Origin of the sequence: Leptolyngbya sp. NIES-2104 (assembly GCF_001485215.1) — a bacterium.
Lineage (GTDB): Bacteria > Cyanobacteriota > Cyanobacteriia > Leptolyngbyales > Leptolyngbyaceae > Leptolyngbya.
In genome coordinates, this window is sequence record NZ_BBWW01000001.1 from 122,405 (window position 1) to 148,481 (window position 26,077).

The 26,077-nt window shown below is 47.3% G+C and carries 23 protein-coding genes and 1 pseudogene; 9 read left to right on the forward strand and 15 right to left on the reverse strand.

Annotated elements, in window-relative coordinates; genetic code table 11:
* Positions 1–178 precede the first annotated feature (178 nt).
* Both NIES2104_RS00675 and NIES2104_RS00680 read left to right on the forward strand, forming a co-directional pair.
* Complete coding sequence (locus tag NIES2104_RS00675; RefSeq protein ID WP_058994793.1) at positions 179–2,254, forward strand: NAD(P)H-quinone oxidoreductase subunit 5; 2,076 nt, start codon at positions 179–181, stop codon at positions 2,252–2,254.
* A 154-nt stretch (positions 2,255–2,408) separates the two neighbouring features.
* A complete protein-coding gene (locus tag NIES2104_RS00680) occupies positions 2,409–3,983 on the forward strand; it encodes an NAD(P)H-quinone oxidoreductase subunit 4 (RefSeq protein WP_058994795.1) in 1,575 nt (524 codons plus the stop codon).
* 78 nt (positions 3,984–4,061) lie between these two features.
* On the opposite strand, the gene NIES2104_RS00685 is transcribed toward NIES2104_RS00680, so the two are convergent.
* Positions 4,062–4,433, reverse strand: a complete 372-nt coding sequence (locus NIES2104_RS00685) for a hypothetical protein (RefSeq protein WP_058994797.1) — start codon at positions 4,431–4,433, stop codon at positions 4,062–4,064.
* Positions 4,434–4,691: 258 nt separating this feature from the next.
* Here NIES2104_RS00685 and NIES2104_RS00690 point away from each other — a divergent pair, with 258 nt between their 5' ends.
* Positions 4,692–5,216, forward strand: coding sequence for a hypothetical protein (locus NIES2104_RS00690; protein ID WP_058994798.1), 525 nt, complete (start codon positions 4,692–4,694; stop codon positions 5,214–5,216).
* Positions 5,217–5,219: 3 nt separating this feature from the next.
* Positions 5,220–7,175 (forward strand): NACHT domain-containing NTPase, encoded by a 1,956-nt coding sequence (locus tag NIES2104_RS00695; protein WP_058994800.1) that lies wholly within the window; start codon positions 5,220–5,222, stop codon positions 7,173–7,175.
* Here NIES2104_RS00695 and NIES2104_RS32150 read toward each other — a convergent pair.
* Entirely contained in the window at positions 7,143–7,280 is a 138-nt protein-coding gene (locus tag NIES2104_RS32150; RefSeq protein WP_192843543.1) for a hypothetical protein, read from the reverse strand. The two genes, NIES2104_RS00695 and NIES2104_RS32150, sit on opposite strands and share 33 nt — an antisense overlap.
* Before the next feature lie 142 nt (positions 7,281–7,422).
* Here NIES2104_RS32150 and NIES2104_RS33210 point away from each other — a divergent pair, with 142 nt between their 5' ends.
* Together NIES2104_RS33210 and NIES2104_RS00705 are read left to right on the forward strand one after the other, a co-directional pair.
* On the forward strand, positions 7,423–7,641 hold the full coding sequence (locus NIES2104_RS33210) for a type II toxin-antitoxin system RelE/ParE family toxin (RefSeq protein WP_263970877.1): 219 nt from the start codon (positions 7,423–7,425) through the stop codon (positions 7,639–7,641).
* Positions 7,634–7,927 (forward strand): helix-turn-helix domain-containing protein, encoded by a 294-nt coding sequence (locus NIES2104_RS00705; RefSeq protein WP_058994802.1) that lies wholly within the window; start codon positions 7,634–7,636, stop codon positions 7,925–7,927. Before NIES2104_RS33210 ends, NIES2104_RS00705 begins: the two co-directional genes overlap by 8 nt.
* A gap of 142 nt (positions 7,928–8,069) precedes the next feature.
* Here the strand turns inward: NIES2104_RS00705 and NIES2104_RS00710 are convergent, their stop codons facing one another.
* From NIES2104_RS00710 to NIES2104_RS00725, 4 genes are all read right to left on the reverse strand, one after another.
* On the reverse strand, positions 8,070–8,249 hold the full coding sequence (locus NIES2104_RS00710; protein ID WP_058994804.1) for a hypothetical protein: 180 nt from the start codon (positions 8,247–8,249) through the stop codon (positions 8,070–8,072).
* 15 nt (positions 8,250–8,264) lie between these two features.
* Positions 8,265–8,474 (reverse strand): hypothetical protein, encoded by a 210-nt coding sequence (locus tag NIES2104_RS00715; protein WP_058994805.1) that lies wholly within the window; start codon positions 8,472–8,474, stop codon positions 8,265–8,267.
* A gap of 50 nt (positions 8,475–8,524) precedes the next feature.
* Positions 8,525–10,558: a response regulator gene (locus NIES2104_RS00720; RefSeq protein WP_058994806.1), complete on the reverse strand. Its 2,034-nt coding sequence runs from the start codon at positions 10,556–10,558 to the stop codon at positions 8,525–8,527.
* Positions 10,559–10,620: 62 nt separating this feature from the next.
* Positions 10,621–11,820 (reverse strand): sensor histidine kinase, encoded by a 1,200-nt coding sequence (locus NIES2104_RS00725; RefSeq protein WP_058994807.1) that lies wholly within the window; start codon positions 11,818–11,820, stop codon positions 10,621–10,623.
* A gap of 240 nt (positions 11,821–12,060) precedes the next feature.
* Here NIES2104_RS00725 and NIES2104_RS00730 point away from each other — a divergent pair, with 240 nt between their 5' ends.
* Positions 12,061–13,419, forward strand: coding sequence for an HlyD family secretion protein (locus NIES2104_RS00730; protein WP_058994809.1), 1,359 nt, complete (start codon positions 12,061–12,063; stop codon positions 13,417–13,419).
* Between the two features lie 54 nt (positions 13,420–13,473).
* Here NIES2104_RS00730 and NIES2104_RS31205 read toward each other — a convergent pair.
* A pseudogene (locus tag NIES2104_RS31205) lies at positions 13,474–13,599 on the reverse strand (element excision factor XisI family protein); the annotation flags it as partial.
* 78 nt (positions 13,600–13,677) lie between these two features.
* Here NIES2104_RS31205 and NIES2104_RS00735 point away from each other — a divergent pair.
* Positions 13,678–14,007, forward strand: coding sequence for a hypothetical protein (locus tag NIES2104_RS00735; protein ID WP_058994811.1), 330 nt, complete (start codon positions 13,678–13,680; stop codon positions 14,005–14,007).
* 48 nt (positions 14,008–14,055) lie between these two features.
* Here NIES2104_RS00735 and NIES2104_RS00740 read toward each other — a convergent pair whose 3' ends face one another.
* The 6 genes from NIES2104_RS00740 to NIES2104_RS00770 form a co-directional block, all read right to left on the reverse strand.
* Positions 14,056–14,619, reverse strand: coding sequence for a GNAT family N-acetyltransferase (locus NIES2104_RS00740; protein WP_058994813.1), 564 nt, complete (start codon positions 14,617–14,619; stop codon positions 14,056–14,058).
* A 243-nt stretch (positions 14,620–14,862) separates the two neighbouring features.
* Positions 14,863–15,828, reverse strand: coding sequence for an aromatic ring-hydroxylating dioxygenase subunit alpha (locus tag NIES2104_RS00745; protein ID WP_058994815.1), 966 nt, complete (start codon positions 15,826–15,828; stop codon positions 14,863–14,865).
* Between the two features lie 65 nt (positions 15,829–15,893).
* Positions 15,894–16,610 (reverse strand): YafY family protein, encoded by a 717-nt coding sequence (locus NIES2104_RS00750; RefSeq protein WP_339375050.1) that lies wholly within the window; start codon positions 16,608–16,610, stop codon positions 15,894–15,896.
* Between the two features lie 564 nt (positions 16,611–17,174).
* Positions 17,175–21,152, reverse strand: coding sequence for a magnesium chelatase subunit H (locus tag NIES2104_RS00760; protein WP_058994820.1), 3,978 nt, complete (start codon positions 21,150–21,152; stop codon positions 17,175–17,177).
* Between the two features lie 456 nt (positions 21,153–21,608).
* The gene (locus NIES2104_RS00765) at positions 21,609–21,986 is read right to left on the reverse strand and encodes a hypothetical protein (protein WP_072218005.1); all 378 of its coding nucleotides are present in this window, start codon (positions 21,984–21,986) and stop codon (positions 21,609–21,611) included.
* A 181-nt stretch (positions 21,987–22,167) separates the two neighbouring features.
* Complete coding sequence (locus NIES2104_RS00770; protein WP_058994833.1) at positions 22,168–22,644, reverse strand: MgtC/SapB family protein; 477 nt, start codon at positions 22,642–22,644, stop codon at positions 22,168–22,170.
* A 473-nt stretch (positions 22,645–23,117) separates the two neighbouring features.
* Here NIES2104_RS00770 and NIES2104_RS00775 point away from each other — a divergent pair, with 473 nt between their 5' ends.
* A complete protein-coding gene (locus tag NIES2104_RS00775) occupies positions 23,118–24,083 on the forward strand; it encodes a glutathione S-transferase family protein (protein WP_058994835.1) in 966 nt (321 codons plus the stop codon).
* A gap of 197 nt (positions 24,084–24,280) precedes the next feature.
* Here the strand turns inward: NIES2104_RS00775 and NIES2104_RS00780 are convergent, their stop codons facing one another.
* Together NIES2104_RS00780 and glsA are read right to left on the reverse strand one after the other, a co-directional pair.
* Positions 24,281–25,021: a hypothetical protein gene (locus tag NIES2104_RS00780; protein ID WP_058994837.1), complete on the reverse strand. Its 741-nt coding sequence runs from the start codon at positions 25,019–25,021 to the stop codon at positions 24,281–24,283.
* 51 nt (positions 25,022–25,072) lie between these two features.
* Positions 25,073–26,059, reverse strand: a complete 987-nt coding sequence (gene glsA / locus NIES2104_RS00785) for a glutaminase A (RefSeq protein WP_058994839.1) — start codon at positions 26,057–26,059, stop codon at positions 25,073–25,075.
* Positions 26,060–26,077 lie beyond the last annotated feature (18 nt).

Sequence of the window (26,077 nt, forward strand, 5' to 3'; positions counted from 1 at the left end):
GAAACAGACTCTTTTTCCCTACTTATTGCAGATGTTGTCTATAAACAAATTGGAAATCCTGGATCATAGAGACTCATAAAGAAATTCAAAGTTAAATCCTTTGAATCGAGAATGCACCAGGATTGCCGAAATTGACTACTCTGGTAATGTAACGAACTCTTAACTTTAGGCGCGAGTGATGGAACCGATATATCAGTACGCCTGGCTCATCCCAGTCCTGCCGTTGGCGGGAGCGATGCTCGTGGGTCTAGGGCTGATCACATTCAACAAGGATGTCAACAAGCTCAGAAAAGCGAATTCTACTTTCATCGTGTCGATTATGGGCGCGACGATGACCTATGCGTTCGCGATTTTCTGGAGCCAGTATCAAGGGCACGAACCCTTTACACAATCGATCGAGTGGGCAGCAGCCGGAGATTTCCGTCTGACGATGGGATACATCATTGATCCCCTGTCTTCGCTCATGCTCGTGATTGTGACGACGGTGGCTTTCTTGGTGATGATCTACACCGATGGCTACATGTCGCATGATCCGGGCTATGTACGTTTTTATGCTTATTTGAGCCTCTTTAGTTCCTCGATGTTGGGCTTGGTGATCAGTCCGAATCTCGTCCAGGTCTATATCTTCTGGGAACTCGTGGGGATGTGTTCGTATTTGCTGATCGGGTTCTGGTTTTACCGGAAGGCGGCGGCGGATGCGTGCCAAAAAGCGTTTGTCACGAACCGAGTGGGTGACTTTGGGTTGCTGCTGGGGATTTTGGGGCTGTACTGGGCGACTCGGAGCTTTGACTTCGGGGAAATCGGGGAGCGGCTTCAGGATATGGTGGCGACGGGATCACTGAGCGGCGGAATTGCGGCATTGTTCGCGATTTTGGTGTTTTTGGGTCCGGTGGCAAAATCGGCGCAGTTTCCGCTCCACGTTTGGTTGCCGGATGCGATGGAAGGTCCGACTCCGATTTCGGCACTGATTCACGCGGCGACGATGGTGGCGGCGGGTGTGTTCTTGATTGCGCGGATGTTTCCGGTGTTTGAGGGCATTCCGGTGGTGATGGATGTCATTGCTTGGACAGGATGCTTTACGGCGTTTTTAGGGGCTTCGATCGCGATTACGCAAAACGACATCAAGAAAGGTCTGGCGTATTCCACGATGTCGCAGCTTGGATACATGGTGATGGCAATGGGCGTAGGAGCCTATAGCGCTGGACTGTTCCACCTGATGACGCACGCTTACTTCAAGGCGATGTTGTTCTTGGGATCGGGATCGGTCATTCATGGAATGGAAGCCGTGGTCGGACATGATCCGGTGTATGCCCAAGACATGAGAATGATGGGCGGATTGCGGAAATATATGCCCGTGACCGCGACGACATTCTTGATTGGAACGTTGGCGATCTGTGGAATTCCACCGTTTGCAGGTTTCTGGTCGAAGGATGAAATTTTGGGATCGACCTTTGCCGTGAATCCGGTCATGTGGGCGATCGCTTGGGGAACGGCTGGTATCACTGCCTTTTATATGTTCCGAATGTACTTCAGCACGTTTGAAGGGTCATTCCGAGGCACGAATGCAGACGTGAAGCGATCGATTAAAAACGAACAGCTTCAAGCGGCAGGATTGGCATTTGGTCCGGGCGCAATGGACCCGCGTGAATTGACGATGGAGATTGGTGAAGCGGTCGATCCCGGACACGATGAACATCACAGCCACGAGCCGCACGAATCTCCGATCGCAATGACGCTACCGCTGATGGTTCTGGCTGTGCCGTCGATGCTGATTGGTTTAGTCGGGACACCATTTGCGAACTACTTTGAGCATTTCATCCATGCGCCGAATGAAGCTGTACAAGTGGCAGCGGAAGCGGGTGAAGAAAGCTTGAACGAGTTCCTGATCATGGGCGGTAACTCGGTGGGGATCGCTTTGATTGGGATCACGCTGGCATCGTTCATGTATCTTCGCGGCAAGATTGATCCGAGCGCGATCGCAGAAAAAATCCCTTCGCTGTACCAACTCTCGAAGAACAAATGGTACATCGATGAAATCTACAACGAAGTTTTCGTTCAAGGGAGCCGTCGTTTAGCGCGTCAAGTCTTGGAAGTCGATTCCAAAGTCGTTGACGGTGTGGTGAACCTTGCGGGGTTAGTCACACTGCTGACTGGTGAAGGACTGAAATACTTTGAAAACGGTCGCGCTCAATTCTATGCGCTGATTATTTTCGTCGCGGTTCTAGGCTTGGTGGTCTTCTCTGGTGTGACCTGATTCAGCTTTAAGGGTGGGGGCGACCTCACCCTTTGCTGATTAATCTATTAATAATGGTTTAACGCCAGCTAGATTTCAAAAATAGCCGTCTAGGATCGGATTGTTCCAAATCTGACTATTTTCACCGCATCCATAAGCAAAGCTTAAAAGAAGTATGTTCGAGAATTTTCCTTGGCTGACTACGATCATTTTGTTTCCGATCGTGGCTTCGATCGCCATTCCCTTTCTCCCCGACAAAGACGGTAAAACCGTTCGGTGGTATTCGCTCATTGTCGGTCTGATCGATTTTCTGTTAATTGTTTATACCTTCTACACGCAGTACGATTTTTCTAATCCCGAATTGCAGTTGGTGGAGCGTTACGCCTGGGTTCCTCAAATCGATCTCAACTGGTCGGTTGGAGTCGATGGCTTGTCGATGCCGCTCGTGATTCTGACGGGATTTATTACAACGCTGGCAATTTTGGCGGCTTGGCCCGTGACCTTCAAGCCCAGGTTGTTTTACTTCTTGATGCTGGTCATGTACGGCGGACAGATTGCCGTATTTGCCGTTCAGGATATGCTGCTGTTCTTCCTATCGTGGGAGCTTGAACTGGTTCCCATCTATTTTCTGCTCTCGATCTGGGGTGGAAAAAAACGCTTGTATGCGGCAACCAAGTTTATTCTTTACACCGCAGGCGGTTCACTGTTTATTTTAGTGGCTGCGTTGGCAATGGCGTTTTATGGCGACAGCCCAACGTTTGATATGCAAACCTTGGCGCATCGAGACTTTCCGCTGAATTTTCAGTTGTGGATTTACACTGGATTCTTGATCGCTTATGCGGTGAAGTTGCCGATTATTCCGCTGCACACTTGGCTACCGGATGCTCACGGTGAGGCGACTGCTCCCGTACATATGCTGCTAGCTGGAATTCTTCTAAAGATGGGCGGCTATGCGCTGATTCGGATGAATGCGGAAATGCTTCCTGCGGCTCATGCGATCGTCGCTCCAGCCCTCGTAATCCTGGGTGTCGTCAACATCATCTACGCTGCGCTAACGTCTTTTGCTCAGCGCAACCTCAAACGCAAGATCGCTTACTCATCGATCTCACACATGGGCTTCGTTCTCATCGGGATCGCATCGTTTACCGACCTCGGTTTGAGTGGTGCAGTCTTGCAAATGGTGTCACATGGTTTGATCGGTGCGAGTTTGTTCTTCCTTGTGGGTGCGACGTACGATCGAACTCACACGCTGATGCTCGATGAAATGGGCGGTGTCGGTAAGCAAATGCCGAAAATCTTCTCGATGTTTACCGCTTGCTCGTTGGCATCGTTGGCGCTTCCTGGCATGAGTGGATTTGTTGCAGAACTGATGGTGTTCGTTGGATTTGCCACCAGTGATGCTTATAGCTTGACCTTCCGCGTGATTGTGGTTGGTTTAGCTGCGATCGGTGTAATTCTGACTCCGATTTATCTACTCTCGATGCTGCGTGAGATCTTCTACGGTCCTGAAAACAAAGAATTGACCTCGCACGAAAACCTGATCGATGCAGAGCCGCGTGAAGTGTTTATCATCGCTTCGCTGCTCGTGCCGATTATTGGGATCGGCTTCTATCCGAAGATGCTAACCCAAATTTATGACTCGAAAACGCTGCAATTAACAGCACGTTTGCGGGATGAAGTGCCAACCTTGGCAAATCGAAAAGAAGAGACGATCGCGGCTCAAGCCGTTCCTGCTCCTGCCGTTCGATAACTAAATGCACCTCAACAAAAAATCCGACCTCTTAAGCTTAGTTTAGGGGGTCGGATTTTTGTTGGGTTGAAATCGTGATTAGCGAACGCTAGTCAGGGTTTTGCTGCGGGCTTGAGCGCTTTTGCGAACTCGATCACTTTTCCGAATCCCGCCTGCCATTTCAAATTCACGGCTGTCATTGCCATATTTTCCGCAAACGCCGTTCATCAACTGATCCATCAGATCGTTCATGGTTTTTTCCATCTCATCTAGACGCAGTTTTTTGGCATCGACTTGTGCGAGGGTGTTGTTGTAGTCAATCAGTTGCGTATTCAATTGTTCAATCTGTTTCGCTAAAGTTGTAATGCTGCGATCGTTGCCGAAATCCATTTTGGGATCAACGGATCGGAACTTTAAGAGTTGAACTTGACCTTTATCGAGAACGCGAGAAGTGCGTTGTGCACGTGCCATTGTGGGATGCCCCTTTGCAATACGTTTCTAGTGCTAGTTTGTCTTTTGTGGCACGTGATTTGGATGGGTAGATCGCGCAAAAAGGTGTGTTGTTTTCAAGAAGATTGTCGATCGAGCTTCAGGATTTTCCGCATCGCAATCAGGCGAGGCAGTATTTTTGCTGAGAAAGTCGCGATGTTGAGGGTCAGGGTCGTTAGGTTGAGGATCAAGATTGCGGAACTTACGAGAAAAATTGCGGTGTTGAGGGTCAGGATCGCGATGTTGGGGATCAAGGTCGCGATGTTGGGGGGCAGTGCGTTAATTGTCACCGTTCTTCAAATGATTTCTGTAATCTTTCGGGAACTGGCACACGGGAGCGGAAGAATAAGCTACAAGAAAAGTGGAATTCTCTTGGTGCGGCTGATGTTGGAAGTGACTGGGGCAGCGATCGCGAAAATCGCATTCGATGAGTTTGTGAAGTCTGGGGCGGGAGAGGTTGCAAAAAAAGCGGTCGGAGGTGCGATCGAGCAATTGCGATCGACGATTAAGCACCGATTTAAGGGGAATCAGAAAGCGGAAAGTGCGATCGAGAAGATTGAAAAAGAGCAGTCACCTGAAGCGCTGAATAAATTATCGGTCTATCTAGACGATGAGATGGAGGATATTGCTTTTGCTCAAACTCTGCAACAGATTGCTGAGCAGATCACAAATGTTCAAAACAATTCAGAGCGACAGTACAACAACTACGGGCGTGATCAAATTAACATTGGGAACATCACGGGCGATCCTAAAATCGGTGGCTAATTCATGACGCGACGATACGACAATGAAGGGCGCGATCAAATCAATATTGAGAACGCGAGAGATGTCTATGTTGCAGGAGCAAGACAACGCCCCGATCGCGAATTGAAATGGCTCAAAGCGTTTAGCGATGAAGTCGAAGGGCGGTTAGCGACTTCGCTGCACAATCAGATTTTGATCAATTTGGGCAAAGAGGTACAGCCGGATCAGGTGCGGCGATTGTGGGATATGGAGGTGAAAACCGCTCAAGCGACGGAAGCGATCGCACCAGAAGCCGAGATTTTGACAGTGTTCGATCGCAAAGACATTGCAGGCAAGTTGTTGATTTTGGGAAAGCCGGGAGCAGGAAAGACAACAACGCTTTTGGAGTTGGCGCAAGCTTTGGTGAAAAGAGCGATCGATGATCCGATCGCACCGATGCCGTTTTTGCTCAATTTGTCGTCTTGGAAAGATCCGAAGCAAAGTATTAGAGATTGGGCGATCTCTGAATTGACCACGAAAGGAGTCGGCTCGAAGCTGAGCGCGAAATGGTTTGCAGAACAAAAGCTGTTGCCGTTGTTGGATGGGTTGGATGAAGTGCGATCGGATCTTCAATCTGAGTGTGTGAAAGCAATTAATCAGTGGTTAGGTGGAGAGGAGCAACCGAGAGCGATGGTTCTGTGTAGTCGGCGCGAGGAATACGAACTGTATCTTGAAAAGCTGAATCTGAATGGTGCAATTTATCTGCAAGAACTGAGCAATGAACAGATTGAGAATTATTTGGAGAGGGTCGATCGATTGGCACTTTGGCAAGTATTGAATACGGATGTTGAACTACTAGATCTGGTGCGACAGCCGCTATTGTTAAGCATTACGTTGGTCGCTTATCGATCAGAACTTGCAGAACAATGGCAGATCTCTAGCTCAACTCAGGAACGACTAACGTTTCTGCTAGATGGCTATGTTGAGCAGATGTTACATCGGACGATTCGCACAAAATTTTATCGGGAGAAACAACCATCGCCACGACAAACTCGTCAATGGTTAGTGAAGTTAGCAGAACAGCTACAGAAAGATTCTAGAACGGAGTTTTTGATTGAGCAGATACAGCCTTCTTGGTTAGGAAATCGCTATCGATTCTGGGCATACTGGTTAGTTAGCGAATTAAGCTGTGGCTTAACTTACGGAATAACCTTTGGATTAGTTGGTGGATTGATTGAACTGACGAGCGATGGGCTAACTTCTGATGTAATCAATAGTTCGATTACCGGATTATATTTTGGGTTAATGGGTGGAGTGAGCTTTGGGCTAATCGGAAAGTTGAACCAAATTCAGACTGTCGAGAAAATTCAATTATCTTTTAAGCGTATCGTGCGTAAGCAATTTCTCGATAGCCTGATTGGAGGAGTGGTTGTTGGGGTAAGGAGAGGACTGATTATTGGAATAAGTATCGGACTGATTGTAGGGCTGGGTCATGGACTGTTTTTTGTACTCAGTGACAGACTGATTATCGGACTGATTGCTAGTTTGGTAGCTGGACTGATATCCGGACTAGTTTTTGGGCTGATCGTTGGATTTATCGATGGTATTACTGGTGGGCTGGTTGAAGCGCTGAAAGCAGATATTGAGACGCGAGTTCAGCCTAACCAAGGTATCTGGAACTCAGCAAGGAATGCAGTTTGCGTGTTCGTATTTTTAACCTTCCCAATGATACTTTTTGGCTCTAATCGGTATTCATCTCTCCATTTCATTTTGTCGTTTAATCTATTTGTAGTGTTCGCAAGCTCAATGAAAGTCGGTGGGCTAGCCTGCGTTCAGCATTTCTCTCTCCGCTTCATCCTCTTCCTCACCCGTGCCATCCCCTGGAACTATGCCCGCTTCCTCAACTACGCCACAGAGCGCATGTTTCTCCAGCGCATCGGCGGTCGCTACCGCTTCATCCACAAACTCTTACAAGACCACTTCGCCCGCATGGAACCCTAGAGCATCTTGAATTAATGCGATCGCTCTTCTCATCTCATGGCTCCGGAAGTAAGCGACTGGAAAGCGCGATCGCAGTACACTATTAGAACCTCTAGACCGCAGCACCCTCGATCGTGACCGATAAACCCATTTACTGGATCGGTGCATCTCGCGAAGAAATCCAATCTTTTCCCGACGATGCCCGAAGAGAAGCCGGATTCGCGCTTCGAGCAGTCCAGCAAGGCGAAGAACCTCCGACTTCAAACCGATGGCGATCGTCGGTCAAGGCACTCAAGAAATCCGAGTTCGCACAGAAGATCAATATCGTGTTTTTTACGTCGCTAAATTTGCAGAAGCCATTTACATCCTTCACGCCTTTCAGAAAAAGACCCAAAAAACAGCGCAGAAGAATATCAAACTTGGACAGCAACGCTATCAGCAAATGGTGCAATACCGTCAAACTCTAGAGGAGCTTAACCATGACTAACAAAGTTGAGATGGGATCGCCCAACGTCTTCACCGATCTCGGATTTCCCCCTCAAGAAGCCGAAGCACTTCGCATTCGAGCCGATTTGATGCTGACTCTGAGAAACTTAATCCGATCGCGCAACTGGGACATCAATCAAGCAACTCAGAACCTAGAAGAATCTCCCGAAACCATCCAAGCGCTCCTGCAAGGCAAAATCGCCCAATTTCCGATCGATCAACTCATCATCATGCTGACTCGTGCAGGAATGACAGTTCACATCGAAGTGCTTCCCAACGTCGCTTAACCTTCAACCCAATCGTTGCACTCTGAACAACGTCAAACAGTTCCTCTGGTTCTGCGTTGGCGTTGCGATCGTTCTTCTCATCGCCTGGATTCGGAGGTGAGCGACTGGAAAGCGCGATCCATTAGTAACCACAACTCAAACTCTAGGACTTGGAAGTTGAAGCGATCGATAACTTTGCCTCAAGTTCCTTAGCGTGATCCTGCAATCGTTCAAGCTCATCGACTAACTGCAACACAGAAACCCCAATATCCGGTCTACCTTCTGAAAAAGCCGAGTTATCAATCTGCGATTGCGCCCATTGTTGCAACTGTTCTAGCTTCATTTTCTGATTCTTCAATTAACTCAATGATTCAGGCTTACAATCGATGAAGCTCAGCGCATCAGGATCAAGCGAAGCCGCGATCGCTGACTCTAGCACCGCCTCGATCGGATACTCGATCTCCGCCGCACGTGCATAAAACGCCTCTCGAATATGGCGCGGCAACTTCTCCAGAAAAGCCTTAGCCGTCTCCGCATCCAAGTGATGAACTTGCTCTGTTGCTTGCATATCAATCCCTCATTGACTTGTGCTTTAGCCGAAGAATTAACTCAAGCTCCTTAGCTTGCTCTAATTGGTAAGTTTAGTGTTAAAACCGTTGTCCCAGAGTGTTGCTCGATCGTGACTGTTGCATTCAGATCCATTGCATATCGGCGCAACAATGCTAATCGCAGATTTGAAACGTTCTGTTTTCGCCTCGGCAACACTTCCTCAGCATTCGCGAGACAGCACACAGAGATACAAAAATTGTGTGAATTGATGAAGGTTCGGAGTTGAATCGGTAACTCTGGATCGGCGTGATTCAGATGCGTGAGCAGTTGAACGATCGTTTTCTCCAAGGTCGGTATATGCACCCATAGCTTCGGCATCGGTTCGGTCGATAACTCAAGCTGAACCGCGATCGCAGTTTGATTTGCAAATCGCTCGATCGTCACCGTCAACCAGTCGTGAATCCGAACTTCGCTCAGTGGAATTGCTTCCGAACCGCTCGACGCATTCTGGAACGCTAGTAAATCATTCACCAAGCTGTATTCTTCGTGCCATTCCTGTTGGAGAATCTTTAGGTATCGCTCTAGTCGTTCAACTTGAGGATTTGGAGCTTCAGGATCATCAAGAGAAAGCGCGATTTTCTGCATTAGCTCGATCGCCATTCGCATATTTGTTAAAGGCGTTCGCAATTCGTGTGAGAGCGCTTCGATAAAATCTTTTTGCAGCGCTTTGAGATGCTGTAGCTCTGTGATTTCGGCTCGAAACGTTTGGATCTGTTGAGCGGATTGATAGGCTCGGAGTGCTTGGCTGACCAATTGAGCGATCGCGTCTGCCTGAAAGCCACTCCAGCGCGGATAGTTCGGTAAAATCAATCCGAATTCGCCAACCGTACCAGACTCACCTTGAATCGGGCAGATAATCACCTGAGACTGAGCGACATAGAGCGGCGGTAAAATGTCTGCCTCTGGGCAAATCCAGCATTGACGCTGAAACAGGCGTAGATAGAACGGTGAAAACTTTGAAAGCTCGATCGTGCGACGAATCAGCGATCGAGGTTCTGCTTCAGGTGAATTGAATTCTGCCACGATCGTTGAAACTGTCGAAGTCGGATCATGTAGCGCAATCCAACTGTAATCGAGTTTCAAAGTATGACCGATTTCTTCGAGCATCCAGGAGAGAACCTCAGTTCGATCCGCATCACAGCGATCAAAGACGCGTTGACGGAGACGATCGATCCCGATCGCGAACTGAAGCTGCTCGGTGCGCTCCTTGAGTTGGGCACAAAGGAGCGATTGCGTCGTTTCTAGAATTTGTCGTTGGGCATCTAAACTCGATTCGCGCTGGCGGCGATCGCTCATATCCTGAAACACCATAACGCCACCAATAATCTCTCCGTCTCGGTTGCGAATCGGGGAAGCACTGTCGCCTACAGGTCGTTCCGTCCCATCTCGTGATCGTAAAACGGCACGATCAGGCAGAGTAATTGTATCACCCTGGCACAAAGCCGCCAGAATCGGGTTGTCGATCGCGGCTCTTGTTTCTTCATCAATCAGATCTAACACACGTCCGGCAAATTCTCCCAAAGCTTCTTCTTGCGTCCAGCCTGTGAAGAATTCGGCTGCCGGATTCATAAACGTAATAAACCCATCGACATCGGTTGCGATCGTTGCATCACCGATACTGACTAATGTTGTGGCGTACCACTGCTGCGTGTCTTTAAGCGCAACTTCCATTTGGTGACGACGCAAAGCGACTTGAATTGCAGACTGCAAGACGGCTTCTTGAAACGGTTTTACCACATACCCAAAGGGAGATGTCTCAGTAGCTCGTCGAAGCGTATATTCATCTGCATGAGCCGTGAGATAGACAACAGGCAAGTTTAACTTCAAATAAAGATATTCTGCCGCAGAAACGCCGTCGTTTTTCCCTTGTAAACAGATATCCATCAGAACGAGATCCGGGCGCTGATTCGTCGCAATTTGAATCGCTTGACGGGCACTATTCGCGATCGCGACAACCTGATGTCCAAGCGTGTGCAACGCTTCCTGCACATGCCAAGCCACGACACTTTCATCTTCGACAATCAGAATTCTTGCTGTTCTCAACGTCTCAATCGCTCAATAACCCCCATCATTGTACGAGATGTTGCGATTTTTTAAGCAAAGATTTAAGCGCAATCAAAACTCACTTTAAATCGAGTTTTTTGGGCTTTCTCAACAGTAACTTTGCCGTTAAGTTGATCGACTAAGGCATTCACGAGGCGCAATCCCATCGATCGAATTTTTTGTAGCTCGAAACTTTCAGGAAGGTTTTTTCCATCGTTCTCCACGATCAAACAAACTTGCGAGATTTGATTAATCAGGGTGACGGTTACTTCGCCAGTTTCTTCGTCCATAAATCCATGTTTCAAAGCATTCGTCATCAGTTCGTTTAGAATCAGACCGCAAGGAATGGCTTTTTCGAGACTCACGATGACACCGGGATCAACGCGAACCGATAAATGAACCGTATCAGACTGAATTCGATAGGTATGAAATAAGCTCGATGTCAGAGTTTGTACGTATTCGGATAAGTTGACTCGCGCAAAGTCTTGAGAGCGATACAAGCTGTCATGAACCAATGCCATTGAACTAATTCGACTTTGGCTATCTTCAAAGATTTGTCGCACTTTCGGATCATCAATTCGTTGCGCCTGCAAATAAATCAAGCTCGAAATAATTTGCAGGTTATTTTTGACCCGATGATGAATCTCTTTGAGCAACGCTTCTTTCTCTAGCAAAGAAGATTTAATTTGCTCTTCTGCTAGTTTTTGACTAGTAATATCTTCGATCGTTCCTGTATGTCCAATCAGTTTTCCTTCTGCTGAAAACATCGGAGCTGTTCGGGTATAAAGCCAGCGAATTTCTTCTTTAGAAGTAATGATCCGAAATTGATCGGTGTGAGGTCGTCCGGCTTTGGCATCCTCGATCCAAGCAGGAATGACTCGATCGCGATCGTCCGGATGCACATAACTCATCCAGCGATCGCCTAAACTTTCTTCGAGTGGATGTCCGAGAATTTCTTCACAGCGCGGATTCGTGTAAATACATCGTCCCTGAACATCACAGCTAAAAATACCAAACGGTAAACAATGACTCAGGGCTGACCAATGATCCTCGGTTGCATGAGTGGCAATAAAAAGTGGGGCGGCTTGGGGATTGAGTACTGCTTCGAGTTGCATCAGAATCGTAGAGAGCGATCGCCCGATCGAAGATTGGATCGGTTGGGGAAATTCATCGATCGTCTGCTGAAAGTCCTGAACTTGTGTTTGAAAAGCGCGGAGGCGTGAAATGAGTTCAGGACGATTCGGATTAAAAGGCTCGTCCATGCGACAGATATCTCAAAAGCTATAGGAACTTTACCAAAGTTTCCACTCTCTGTTGAGTCTTGGTGCTGATTTAACTCAAATGAGTGAGAACAACCGCCTGAAAAATTCGGCTTTCTCTGCCTAAAATAGTACGTGCGCTAAACAAATATTCAGTATGATGAGTGTAGTTAAAAAAGTTAGCGTACTAAATATTTATTTGCGTTATTCGACCTGTTCCATCGATTCACTGAGAGATTTGCCATGAAAGCCGCTTCATTAAATGGTCGTCAACCTGAAGTTACGGAGGTGATCGAAACCCGACAAGCTTCCGTTGCCCAACCCCAATCTGCACCCGTTCAAGCTCAGCCCGCGATCGAGACTCCCAAAGCTCCAAAGAATCGCAAAGGGTTGAAGATAGCGCTGGCAGGCTTAGGAGTCGGGGGTGCGATCGCAGCAAGCGCATTCGGCTACAACTACTGGCAATTCGCTTCGACCCATCAATCAACCGATAACGCGACCGTCACTGGCAATATTCACCCGGTCGGCTCACGCATTTCAGGAACCGTCGATCAGGTGTATGTCGAAGATAACCAAGAAGTAAAATCTGGACAGCCTTTGATTCAATTAGATCAGCGCGATTATCAGCTTAAACTCTCTCAAGCTCAAGCCGATTTAGAAGCAGCACAACGTAAAGCAGCATCGGCTCAAGTGAATATTGCGTTGTCTGCTAAGAATGCTGAAGCCGCGAATAGTCAGGCACAAGGTGGAATTGGACAGGCACAAGCTGCGATCGCATCGGCTCAAGCTCAAGTGTCCGAAGCTCAAGCTGGAGTTCCCGCTGCCCAAGCTGCGCTCGATCAAGCCAATGCGACCTTACAAAAAACTCAAGCAGACTTCAATCGCTATCGATCGCTGTTCAATTCAGGTGCAGTGTCTCAGCGCGATCTCGATAGTGCTCGTCAAGCGTATGAAGTGGCACGCGCACAAAGAGATGCCGCTTCTCAGGGAGTTCGTCAAGCTCAGGCAAAAGTAGCTCAGGCTCAACAAGCAGTGGCGAATGCAGAATCGGGATTAAATACGTCTCAAGGTGGGATTGAACAAGCACAAGCAAAAGGTGTTCAAACCGAAGTCAGCCGCGCCGATTATCAAACGGCTCAAGCTGCGATTAATCAAGCTCAGGCTGCTCTTAAGAATGCGGCTCAGCAGTTAGCTTACACCTCGATCGCGGCTCCGGTGAGTGGACGCATCGGACGGAAGAATGTGCAAGTCGGTCAGCAGGTGCAGCCTGGAACTCCGTTGGTAGCGATCGTGGATGATCAGTATTGGGTGACTGCGAATTTCAAAGAGACGCAGTTAGAGAATATGCGCCCAGGTGAGAAGGCTGAGATTAAGCTCGATTCGTTCCCGCATCACACTTTTACTGGACGAGTTGAGAGTATTTCTCCGGCTTCGGGTGCTCAGTTTGCGTTATTGCCGCCAGATAATGCGACCGGAAACTTTACCAAGGTCGTGCAGCGGATTCCGGTTCGGGTCGTGTTCGATCGTGAAAGTGTTCGAGGATTCGAGCAAGCGATCACACCTGGAATGTCGGCAGAAGTGACGATCGAGACTGGGAAATAATTGAGAGAAAGCGATCATGTTGTGCGATCGCTTTTTTTCAAAATCCCGACGCTTGCCATCCCAACCCACATGAAACCAGAAGTAACGATCGCGTTCCTCGTCAAAAGACACGCATTGCTGAACGCCTGCTGCCCACTGCTGATATTGAACCAGAATTTCCTGAACGAATTCTGAGATCAGTTAATCTAGTTTTACCCATGGCGATTGCTTTGGATACGGTTGGATTGCTCTCTAGCTCTTTCAACTGCAAACCGCACTATGACTGGTGAAGCGAAACTAATGACACAAAACTCAGACAACGATTTAAGCAAGAATGAAGTTAAATTGCCTGACAAGGTGCAGAAGCAATTAGAAGATATGGAAAGAGAGATAAGCAGGAAAGATCAGCAAGACCGAGAGGAAGCGTCTGCAAGAGAGATGGCAAGGAAAACGCCGAAAGAGCGAGAGGAGATAGAGGAGGAAATGAAAAGAATACAGAACACTAAGTATGCTCCAGAGAGGAGAACAGAAGAGGAACTTAAGCGAGAGGACGAGAGAGCTACCAAGATACTTAGTGAACTAACGGTCGTGTTCAGCGGACTTAGATAACCTCTCGAACTCAACGAAAAAGCTGATAGTTCCGCTGCAACACGATTGTTATACGGCTGTGAATTCGCTTCTCGTCAACTTAAACTGTTCCAAATCGTGATGCTCTCCTTTCCAAAAACCACGCTCCTTCAGTACTCCCCGGCTCTGAAAGCCTAACTTTTCCAACAGACTTCTAGAAGCGACATTTTCTAGCATGATTTCTGCAATAACAAATTGCATTCCTCTGCGTCCAAACCCATATTGCAGAATGGCATGTAAAGCCTCACTCATGATGCCTTGTCTCCAAAACTCGCTGGCAAGCTCGTAACCGACCACAGCAGCATTTACTTCTTCATCCCATCTGAATCCACAGGAGCCAATTAGATAGTTGTCTTGTTTACGAGCAATCCCCCAACGTATCCTGCGCCCATTTTCAAAACTCCTCACCCATCGCTCAATTACCCCAATTGCTTCATCAAGATGGGTGAATGTATCAAGGTCATGGAATCGAGTTACCTTAGGATCGGAAAACACAGCAAACACAGCCTCAGTATCCTCCTGGGTCGCCTGTCGAAGCCAAAGCCGTTTTGTCTCAAGGTCTGGAAAAGGAGTGAATGAAAAATCCTGGCTCATCAAAATTACCTTGTCTATTTCTCTTGTTTCCAGATGCTAACAATCTTGTCTGACTTCGCAATCGAGATCGCCAAAACAATGGTTGATTTTGAATCTGACAGGTAACTTCTCCGTATGTCCTCACTAAAAATTTAAGCCGTATAACGTTCCGGTTGAGCGACGATGAGAGAACTTAAACGCTAGATGAAAAGACTCTGAACGTCCGCTCCAAGCGGATTGTCATACGGCTGTCGCCGCTGAATATCATCTACCAGCACTCGTGTCTTGAGTAGCTTCTGTTCTCTCATTTTTCACTGCGCGGTAGTACCAACGACGAAATCTCAGTGAGGGTTCATCAGTAGGCACATTATATCCTTCGTTTACATTGGGAACTTCACCGATTTGTGACTCAACCATAGTCCGATCGTCGTCGGATGCTGCAAAAAACTCAGCAAAATCGAAGTTACTCCGATCGATCCCAGGGTTGGGTAGAAGAACCTGCATAAATCGCATTTGCTGAGTGTTAATCGGAATGGCAAAGAAATGGGGAAGAAGAGGCATTCCGTCTAGGTTTAAAACGATATTATTCGGCTGATGCCAGTCAATTTCAGTTCCAGAGGATAAGGTATTGAGCCGATTAGTAACCGTCATCCCATCTGCTGTTGAAGCAACACTGATTTGGGCGATCGCATCTTTGTGTGCTGCGTCATTTAGCTCGCCACCAAATGAATTTCGATGAACAAAAGGAAGATGCAGATAATCCAGCGAAATATCAACTGCCTGTGTCCAATGAGCATTCCAGATCTCATGGTGAATTACATAGCGATCCTCGGACTCTAATAAGCTCGACGGCAACTCTGGTTCTGGCACATCTTCGGTTCCTGTAAAAATCCAGAGCATGCCTGCTATCACTCTGACCGGAAAGCTCACGATCGACAGTTTGGAAAGGTGATTTGGGTTGAGTGAGTTGAAGGGAACCTGAACGCAATCGCCATTCGAGGCAAACTTCCAGCCATGATAGGGACATTCAAGGCAACCGTCGGCTGTTACTTGTCCGTGTGAAAGCGGCGCACCGCGATGAGGACAGCGATCCAGAAACGCTGCAAACTGACCAGACGAACTCCGAAATAGAACGAGTGATTCGCCCGCTAATTCAACTGCAATGGGAACTGTCCCAATTTCAGCAACAGGCAACACAGGAGTCCAAAAGTTAGGAAACATCTCAAACATGGCAAAATCGACTCCATCACAAGTTATTGGATGCTTTCCAACATAGAACTCTGCTCCTGACAGCGTTATGTCAGTGGCTGGAATCCAGATAATTTTATTCTCTCAAGTTGAAATTCTGTATATGTATCAAGATTAATTGCTTGACTTGAAAATTCAAAATCTAAAGCGAAATCAAGATCTTGAATGCGATCAATGCGGAAATCTCTATAGGTTTTTCTGAGCGTACACCATGTTCCAACCGTCCATTTACTGCCCCAGCAGAATAGTCCCAACGGGAAGATGATTCTCTGAGACAGTTGCTCATTCAGGCTCATGTACTCGATTCTGACGGCTTTCTGCTGTTGAATGGCTCGATAAAGATCGTTCCAATACCTTAAGCTTTGGTCATTCAAAAGATTACCTAATGCTCGAATAGATGCGCGAGTTGGATCAAAACTGTGTGGTGGCAACACTGCTCCAATTTTGCTGAGAAGCGTTTTTGCTGCTGCCTCCAAATCAGTCCCAGTCGATCGCGACAGCATTTCAACACCCAACATCAGAGCGGCAATTTCATCATGAGTTAAAGTGAGCGGCGGTAACTCAAAATCTTCATCCAGAGCATAACCGACACCAGGCTCACCGTAGACTGGAATACCACTCACTGAAAGATCGTCGATATATCGGTAAATTGTACGCGCAGAAACACCAACTCGTTCAGCGAGTTGTTCTGCTGTAATGGGTTGGTGGGATCTGATAAGATTCACCAGTTGAAAAAGACGGTCAGCTTTCCTCATGCTGGACATCAATTGATCTTAATCGTTAAGGCAGTATAACCCTTCTCATCAACCGTATCGCACTCCTATACGTAAAAACTAAACTTAATCCGGAACATCTACAGACATCTTTTGAACCTCTGCCAAGACTGATAAATCAAGCCGTATAACTATTATTTCTACCGATAATACATCTCTCAACCAGCAGAATATGTCCCCAATCGGAATTATGCCGCGTAGAATCGGCATAATTCCCCTTCTTTTAGGATTTATCTCGATTCTAAACCGGATAACACCCTGAGAAAAGGAGTTATGCCGATTCGATCGAGAATCATTCACTTCCCGATCTTTGAGTTCCATTAGAGTCCATGACAGCAAAGAGCGCGATCGCTACTACAGGCATAACCTACGATCGAGCTATGCTCAAATTCCTTAACTTTGAATACCAACAGACCACCTCTAGAATCTTCCGAATGATTTGGCGGTAGTTCGCCATCTTATCCATTCTGTAATTTCCTACTTCCTGGCAGGCACAACGCTCGATAAAAAAAGAGGGCATTACGCCCTCTCGTTAACTCGATCTAAACCTCGGAACTATTCCACACCTTCGATGCGGTCTTCGACTTCTTGGTAGAGTTCGCGGAGTCGATCGAGATTTTCCTCGCTCGTTTCCCAATAGCCGCGACCATTCGCTTCAAGCAGGGTCGTCACCATCTTACGAAACGAGTTCGGATTGAGATCCAACAGACGCTTACACATTTCCTCATCTTTGAAGAAGGTGGTGTTCGTGTCTTCGTAAACCCAGTTGTCAACTGCGTTCGCGGTAGCTGACCAACCCATCGTGTTGACCAATCGCTTCGACAGTTCGCGGACTCCTTCGTATCCGTGGCTCAACATGCCTTCGTACCATTTGGGATTGAGCATCTTGGTACGGGCATCAAGGCGAACGGTTTCAGACAGGGTACGGATCTGAGCGTTTGCGGTGGTTGTGTCTGCCATGTATGACGCGGGCATTTTGCCATCGTCGCGGAGGCGGGACACGATCTTGGTCGGGTCGGAATCGTAGTAGTGAGAAACATCAGTCAACGAGATTTCAGACGAATCAAGGTTTTGGAAGGTCATATCAGCAGTTTTCAGCGAGGCGCGGAAAAGCTGTTCGTTTTGTTCCATCATGCCGGGATTGTCTGATGAGAAGGCGAACCCTTTACGGGCGAGGTACATATTTTGCAGTTCCTCTTCGTTTTCCCAGGTGCCATTCTCAACCGCTAAGTTGATGTTCGAGGAGTACGAGCCGGAAGCATTCGAGAAGACGCGGGTTGCCGCTTGACGCAGGTTGATACCGAGTTCATCTGCTTGCTTCATTGCGTGTTTGCGGACGAAGTTCATTTCGAGCGGCTCTTCGGCTTCGGCTGCCATTTTGATCGCTCGATCGAGCAATGCCATTTGGTTAATAAACAAGTCACGGAACACACCGGAACAGTTCACCACGACATCGATTCGAGGTCTGCCCAATTCTTCGAGCGCAATCAGTTCGAGCTTGTTAATCCGTCCGAGCGAATCAGGCATTGGACGAACACCGACCATCCAGAGAATCTGTGCCAGCGATTCACCATAGGTTTTGATGTTGTCGGTTCCCCAGAGGACGCAAGCGATCGTTTCTGGATACGCGCCACCATTCTCTGCACATTGACGGGCGATTAAGCGATCGACCACGATTTTCGCAGATTTAACAGCGGCAGCTGTCGGAATTGATTGTGGATCGAGTGCGTGAATGTTCTTTCCTGTCGGCAGTACATCCGGGTTCCGAATCGGATCGCCACCAGGACCGGGAATAATGTATTCGCCTTCTAATGCCGTTAACAGTGCGCCGAGTTCGTTATCCGCTACAACTTGCTTTAAGCAGAACTGTAAGAACTCCATCAGCGGTTTCATCGCTTCTTGATCGACATTCGGATAACCTGCTTCCTGAAGTGCTTCGATCCAAGGCTCCTTCTTACCTCCGAAGTTAAACAGATTGCTTAACATCGAAGTTCTAGAAACGCGACCATCTTGATCGATTTGTGCTTTCACCATTGCGGTTACTGCTGCACGAGTGGCTTGATTGATGTCGTTTAACAGTTGCACATCGTCGAGAATTCCTCGATCGCTCTGTTGGAAAATTTCATCAATGTCACGGTTCAAACCATTTGCAATAATCCGAGGCAAGCTCAGCATTTCTTCTTCAGGTCGATCGAGGCTGGCAATGTTCACCAGAGTTGCGATCGCTTCATCGGCGGAGGGTGGCTTACCAATGACGTGCAGTCCACACGGTAACAATCGCGATTCGATCTCCATCAGTTTGATGTAGACCTTTCCAACGATCGTGTCTCGTTCTTCTTGCGTCAGTTGGCTTGCGTTGTCTGGGAAAGCAATATCTTTGTCAAGGTTGCAAATCCGCGCTTTATCCATGATCGTGTCAACGATTTGAACACCGCGACCGGAATCTTTCAGCGTTTGATACGAGCCAACTAATTCGCTCAGTTCTTTTAGACCTTTGTACAGTCCAGCATTTTCAGCGGGAGGAGTGAGGTAACTGATCGTTTCAGCGTAAGAGCGGCGTTTTGCGATCGTTGCTTCCGATGGGTTGTTCGCTGCGTAGTAATACAGGTTTGGAATTGTACCGATCAAGCTATCGGGATAGCATTCTTCGGACATTCCGATCTGTTTACCGGGCATGAATTCTAGCGATCCGTGTGTTCCGAAGTGCAGTACAGCATCGGTTTTCCAGATTTTTTCTAGATAGGTGTAGTACGCTGCGAAACCGTGGTGGGGACTTGCCGATCGAGAGAACAACAACCGCATCGGATCGCCTTCATATCCGAAGGTTGGCTGAACCCCGATAAACACATTCCCGAACGTTTTTCCGTACACCAATAGATTTTGTCCATCGGTGTTCAAATGTCCCGGAGCCGGACCCCAAGAGGGAATCAAGCGTTCATGATACGGAGTCAGTTCTTCATATTCTGGAACCGACATTTTGTAAGCAATGTTCAATTCCGGGCTGTTGTACTGAGCGCGAGCATCATGCAGCACTTCCAGCATCAACGCTTCAGCCGATTCAGGTAAATCCTGTACATCGTAGCCGTTTTGCTTCAGAGCTTCCATTGCTTTGTAGATGGAGCCGAACACATCGAGATAAGCTGCCGTTCCCACGTTTCCTTTATCCGGTGGGAAGCTGAAAACGGTGATTGCTACTCGTTTGTGAAGTTTTGGCTTGCGGCGGAGATTTGCCCACTTCAGAGCACGTTGAGCGATCGCTTCAACCCGATCTTGAAGTGCGATCGCTTTTCCAGTTGCACCATCGCGACCGGAAACAATAATCGGCTCGATCGCACCATCTAATTCCGGCAATGCAATCTGTAACGCGACTTGAATCGGGTGCAAACCGAGTTCGCTATCTTGCCATTCTTCGGTCGTTTGGAACACCAGCGGCAGTGCCACCATATACGGGCGATTCAAACGGCGAAGCGACTCGATCGCTTTCGGGTGATCTTGACGTGCCGGACCGCCCACGAGCGCAAATCCAGTGAGCGAAACAACCACATCCACGATCGGGGTTGAAGTTGCGATCGGGTCATAGAAGAACGCATCGACGGGCTTCGAGAAATCTAAACCACCTGCGAACACCGGGATGACCCGCGCTCCCATTGCTTCGATTTCCTGCACCATTGCAACGTAGTGAGCATCATCGCCTGTGACTAAGTGCGTTCTTTGCAGCACAATTCCGACCGTTGGAACCAGCGGATCGCGCATATCTTCTGGAATGTCCTTGCGCGAGTTAAACCAGTTCAGATACTCCTTGAGATCCTCGAACATGGTCGGAGCCATCGGATGCCAGATTCCGAGATCTGGATAAACTTGCGGCTCTTGAACTGCGCCAGTAATGTCGCCTTTGAAGACGTATTTATCCGCCAACATGAGCAGGAAATTTTCCAGGTTTTCAGCATTGCCGCCCAGCCAGTACTGGAAGCTCAGCATAAAGTTCCGGGCATCCTGCGCTTTGTCCATTGGTAGATATTTCAGGACTTTCGGCAGTGTGTTCAGCAGTTTCAGCATCGCGTCTTGGAAGCCAGCACCGGAGTTTTCCTTGCGCTTCTTCATGAACTGCGCGATCGCGCTTTTTGACTGTCCCAACTGCGCCATCGAGAAGCTACCCAGCTTATTGAGTCGCATCACTTGCGGCATCGATGGGAACACAACCGCAGCATCTAAGCGATCGCGGTGCGGTTCAACAGCGGCAACTACTTTTTCTGCCAAGTCTTCGAGAAAGATCAAAGAAGCAATAAAGATGTTTGCTTCAGACACATCTTTCTGGAAGGCTTCGTAGTTCTCCGGGTTGCGGAGTTCTTCAATCAGATACCCACTAATTTCGACTGCCACATTGGGATGGTTGGCGTTAATCGATCGTACGGCGGCGGAGAGCGCACTTTGATATTGTGGCTCCAACACGACATAGACCACCTTTAATAAAGACCGTCCTGCCAAGTTTTCAGGCACAATGTGTCGAACGGTGGGCTTGACGTGAGTGAACATTCGCTCAGACTCCTTTATTGCGTGTTCTCTTCTTAAAACAACCAGCGAACTAAGCGGAAGAATGTAACGCTTTGTAAAGCGATGTTCTTGGCTTCACGATCGCGAAATGTATTTAATCTACATTTGTGTTTTTACCAGAAAACGTATACATAAAGCGCATTTCGGGAGGTATCTGACACAAATTGATAAGAAACCCGCTGTTTTTTGTTGCATTCGGTTACAGAAAGCTGAGTGTCTACTCTGTTTTCTGTAATATTTCTTAATGAAAAAGTGTAAAGGATTGAATCGATCGAGTTTGTGTCTGTGCAGCAAGCAATGGATGCAATGAGTATCTTAAATAAAGATTTGAGGCACGAGTGCTAAATCCCGATGAAAAGTTTTTCGCTTCGTTGCAGACTCGCTCCGAAATGGAATTCGGGGCGCGTCAATAACGCAGAGCGACGACTTTAAAGCACTCTAATTCTTCGTTTCCGCGTCTTTGAAAATAATTTGCTCCGTCCACTCCGGAAGCCTTTCGACCTGACTCAAAACTGCCATTGAAAAACTGACGACCAACAGACTCCCAACGATCGCTAAAAGTGGAGAATGTTTTGCAAGCCCAGAATCTCTGAAAATTCGAGCGATCGGGCGACTCTGCTTTCTGAGCTGCTGACTCGATAACTTTTTCGTGCGGAACGGGTCACGGACATAATGACCGCTGAGGCTGACCACTAAGCGCGATCGACAATGGGGACACGTTAACAAGCCGCCGACCGATTTGACAGAGGGCAATCCCCCGGTACGATGACAAACCGGGCAAGCATTGGAATCGCGATCAAAGGTATCAGCATTCATCAGACAACGTTACATCAGCAGGACAACAAAGGGCGGGTCGCTAAAGGCGCTTTTCTAAATGAAGCAATCTGAGGCAGAAAAAATAAAGATCGAAATTCCTAAAGACAAACTACTTAGTTATAACTAGTTTACTCGCGATCGCTATAGAGACAACGATCGATTCGGCAAAATCGCTGAATCTTTATTCTTCAGAGTCTTCCCTTCTGGAAATCCACGAAGTCCGCTCCAGTCGCTTCACTCCCACCAGAGTCAGCAACGTTAATAAAGTTCCCAAAACGGTCAATTCCCAGAGTCCGGCTCCAGCGGTAATGCCTAACGCGGCTGTAACCCAAATCGATGCAGCAGAAGTCAATCCCTTCACTTCTTGGCTGTTGCGATTGGGGCGCGATCGATGCAGAATTTCCCCAGCTCCTAAAAATCCAACTCCTGTCGCGACTCCCTGAATCGTACGGCTGACACTATCGACCGAGCCACTCACCTCGATCGGAACTAAGACAAATAGAGCCGCTCCGAGACTAACTAACATATGAGTTCTCAGTCCAGCAGATTTGCGTTGCTGTTGACGTTCTAACCCGATCGCGCCGCCAGCCAGTAAAGCCGAACCTAATCGAAGAATTAATCCGCCCCAGTTGTGAAGATCGATCGCGAAATTTGTCATATTTCCTAGCACTAAATATCAAATTTGAACGCCGATAATGAGTTCAATCTATTTCGATTTCTTTTGACAACAATCGATTTGTTTAGTCGGATACAAAACAAATTTCTCAAACATAGAAATCATTATTAAAGTTAAAGATTTTGATAGGGAACTCCACCCAAACAACGGGTAACTTTCCGATAGCAAGAATGAGTTTCATCCTTTATCTTTAAGTTACGGTCGAGTGTGGCGACCAAACACAGAATTGTCTCTATTTAAATCATGGTTAAAGCTCATGCCTGAATGTCCTTGCTGTTCAGAGAGATTACTGCGTCACGTTCGTCACGGCAAATTGTATTGGTTTTGCACACATTGTTGGCAAGAAATGCCGAATTTAGAAGACCTTGTTTATCACGCTACGTTAACACCCAAAGAAAGAGTTCCAGAAAAAGAGATTGTACTAACCTGATGAGTGACGACATTGGGATATTGGTATGGCATTGGGAATGATGGTGGACGGGAAATGGACAACGGATTGGAATGAGCGCGATGACAGCGGGAAGTTCAATCGCACCCCCACCAAGTTTCGCGATCGCATTACAGCAGATGGCTCCAGTGGATTTCAAGCGGCATCCGGTAGATATCATCTCTATGTGTCGCTGGCTTGTCCGTGGGCACATCGAACGCTGATTTTGCGATCGCTCAAAGGTTTAGAAGATGCGGTTGGTTTGTCGATCGTCGATGCTGTTTTAAGCGATAAAGGTTGGTTTTTCTCGGATGCTCCGGGAGCAATTCCTGATTCTGCAAATCATGCGGAATATTTGCAAGAAATCTATCTTAAGGCGGATTCTAAATACACAGGACGAATCACAGTTCCGGTGCTTTGGGACACGGAAAAGAAGACGATTGTAAATAATGAATCGCGTGAAATTATTCGGATGTTTGACACCGAATTTAACGACCTTGCGACGCTGGATATTGATTTGTATCCAGAAGCACTAAAACAGCGAATTGATGACACGATCGATAAAATTTATATGCCCGTGAATAATGGCGTTTATCGATCGGGTTTTGCCACTTCTCAAGAAGCCTATGAAGAAGCGGTGACTGAACTTTTTGAAAACTTAGACTATTGGGAAACGGTGCTCGGTCAACAGCGTTATCTTTGTGGAAATCAACTCACAGAGGCGGATATTTGTATGTTTACGACACTGCTTCGATTTGATTCGGTTTACTACAGCCACTTCAAATGTAATGTGCGGCGAATGGTTGATTATCCGAACCTGTGGAACTATCTCAAGGAGTTGTATCAACATCCGCAGATTAAGCCGACCTGCAATCTCGACCACATTAAGCGGCACTATTACATGAGCCAAACTCAGATTAATCCGACGCGAATTGTACCCGTCGGACCTGAGATTGACTTTGATGAAAAGCACGATCGCGATCGATTCAACTAGGGTGTGCTTTAAAGGCGGCTCACTTCGTTCAATCCCGCCCTGAAATGAATTTCGGGCTAATCGACGAAAGTCTACTGAAGTAGACTCTGAACCTATTTTGATACTCTTAGTTCATTTCAATGAACTTGCGCCGATTAGCCCGAAATTCTATTTCAGGGCGAGATGGAATCGGAGCAGAGGGACGTTAAAATACGTTCTTAATCAAACCAGCTTGCGTCTTGATTCGCATCAGTAGGACTGTTTGGAAAGACGGGGTGGGCAAGCGCGGCAGCCTGACGCTTCTTAATAATGTCCTGATGGCTTCTCAAATCTGCATTATGCGGTGGAGCTTTAGGAGCAGATTTAGGAGCTAACTTCGCGACAGGTTGCTTTTCTTTGAGCGTTTGATTTTCTTCGACTAGCTTCTGGTTCGACTCCGCAAGATGTAGCGCTGTGCATTGTGCTTCGCTCAGTTCAGTGTGAAGTTGTTTCTTTTCTTCAATCAATTTCTGATTCGCTTCAGCTAGTTTGAGCGCGTCTTGCTGAACGCGTTCGAGTTGAGACTGAACATGAGCGATTTTATCGGATTGTTCCGCTTGTTCAAGCTGCGATCGCAGTTTCGTGACTTCCTCCGCATGTTGCAGTTTTTCTGCAATCAGCTTCTTATTTTCCTCAGCCAATTTTAGCGCTGCGTTCTGAGCTTCTTTTAACTCGGTGTGAACTTGGTTCGATTGTTCGAGATGCGTTTCGAGCGTTTGCACAATCGAACTGTGCTGCTCGATTTGAGTTTGTAAATGTTCGATCGTCTGTTGAAGCTGTTTTTCGTTTTGTTGCGATCGTTCTAATTCATGTTTCAGATCATCAAGATGCGTCATCAAATCGGTATGTTCAGAAGCATCTGAGGTCGTTAAAGCTTTACCGTTCGGTGCGGGGGTTTTTCGCTGTCGTTGCGTTGCCATTGTTCGTCCCTTGAGTTCCTATCTTCAACCCTACACTCGATTCAGAGTTGCTCATACGGATGTTGACGAATCTTTGCTTGATAGCTTTTGGAGAAATTGTGTGCAGCCCATTGGCAAGTCGAAAATGTGCAGTTGAAAATGGCGCGAGAGTTCTTCGCACACTCTGATGCCGCGCACACTGTTCCCGTGAGTATCTAGTAGTGGAGAGAAAATTGCGATGCCAACTTGATTAGGCACAACGGCAAGTAGACCACCAGAAACACCACTTTTTGCAGGGATTCCCACATCATAAGACCAGCGACCTGCATAGTTATACATTCCACAGGTATACATCACAGATAAAATATCGCGAATGTACTCAACACTCACTGCACGATCGCCAGTGATTGGATTAATTCCTTTGTTTGCTAACGTTGCTGCCATCACTGCAAGATCATGACAATTCACTAAAATCGAACACTGCTGAAAATAAAGATCCAATGCTTCATCGATCTTTTCATCGATCATGCCGAAGTGATACATCAAATGTGCCATTGCACGGTTTCGATGTCCGGTTGTGCGCTCAGACATGAAGACAGGAACATCAACAAAGACATCGCGACCTGTATAGTTCCGAAACATTTCTAGCAATCGATTGATTCGCTCAGTCGCGTTTTGACCCTTGATGAGGCTTGTCGTTGCGATCGCGCCTGCGTTCACCATCGGGTTATCAGGTCGCTTCGAGTTTTCATCGAGTCGAATAATCGAATTAAACGGATCACCCGTCGGTTCTACTCCAACCTTTTGCAGTAACGTGTCTCGTCCGCGATCTTCTAATGCCATTCCATAAGCGAACACTTTTGAGATCGATTGAATCGTGAACAGTTGCGACAAATCTCCAACTTCAAACACTTTTCCATCGACGGTTACAACACTGATACTGAACCAATTTGAATCAGCTTTTGCAAGTTCTGGAATGTAACTCGCAACTGTACCATCCTTGAGATCGCGATATTTCAGATATAGTTCTTCTAGGAAGCTCTGGAATGGGTGAGTCATAGATTTAAAGACGCAGCA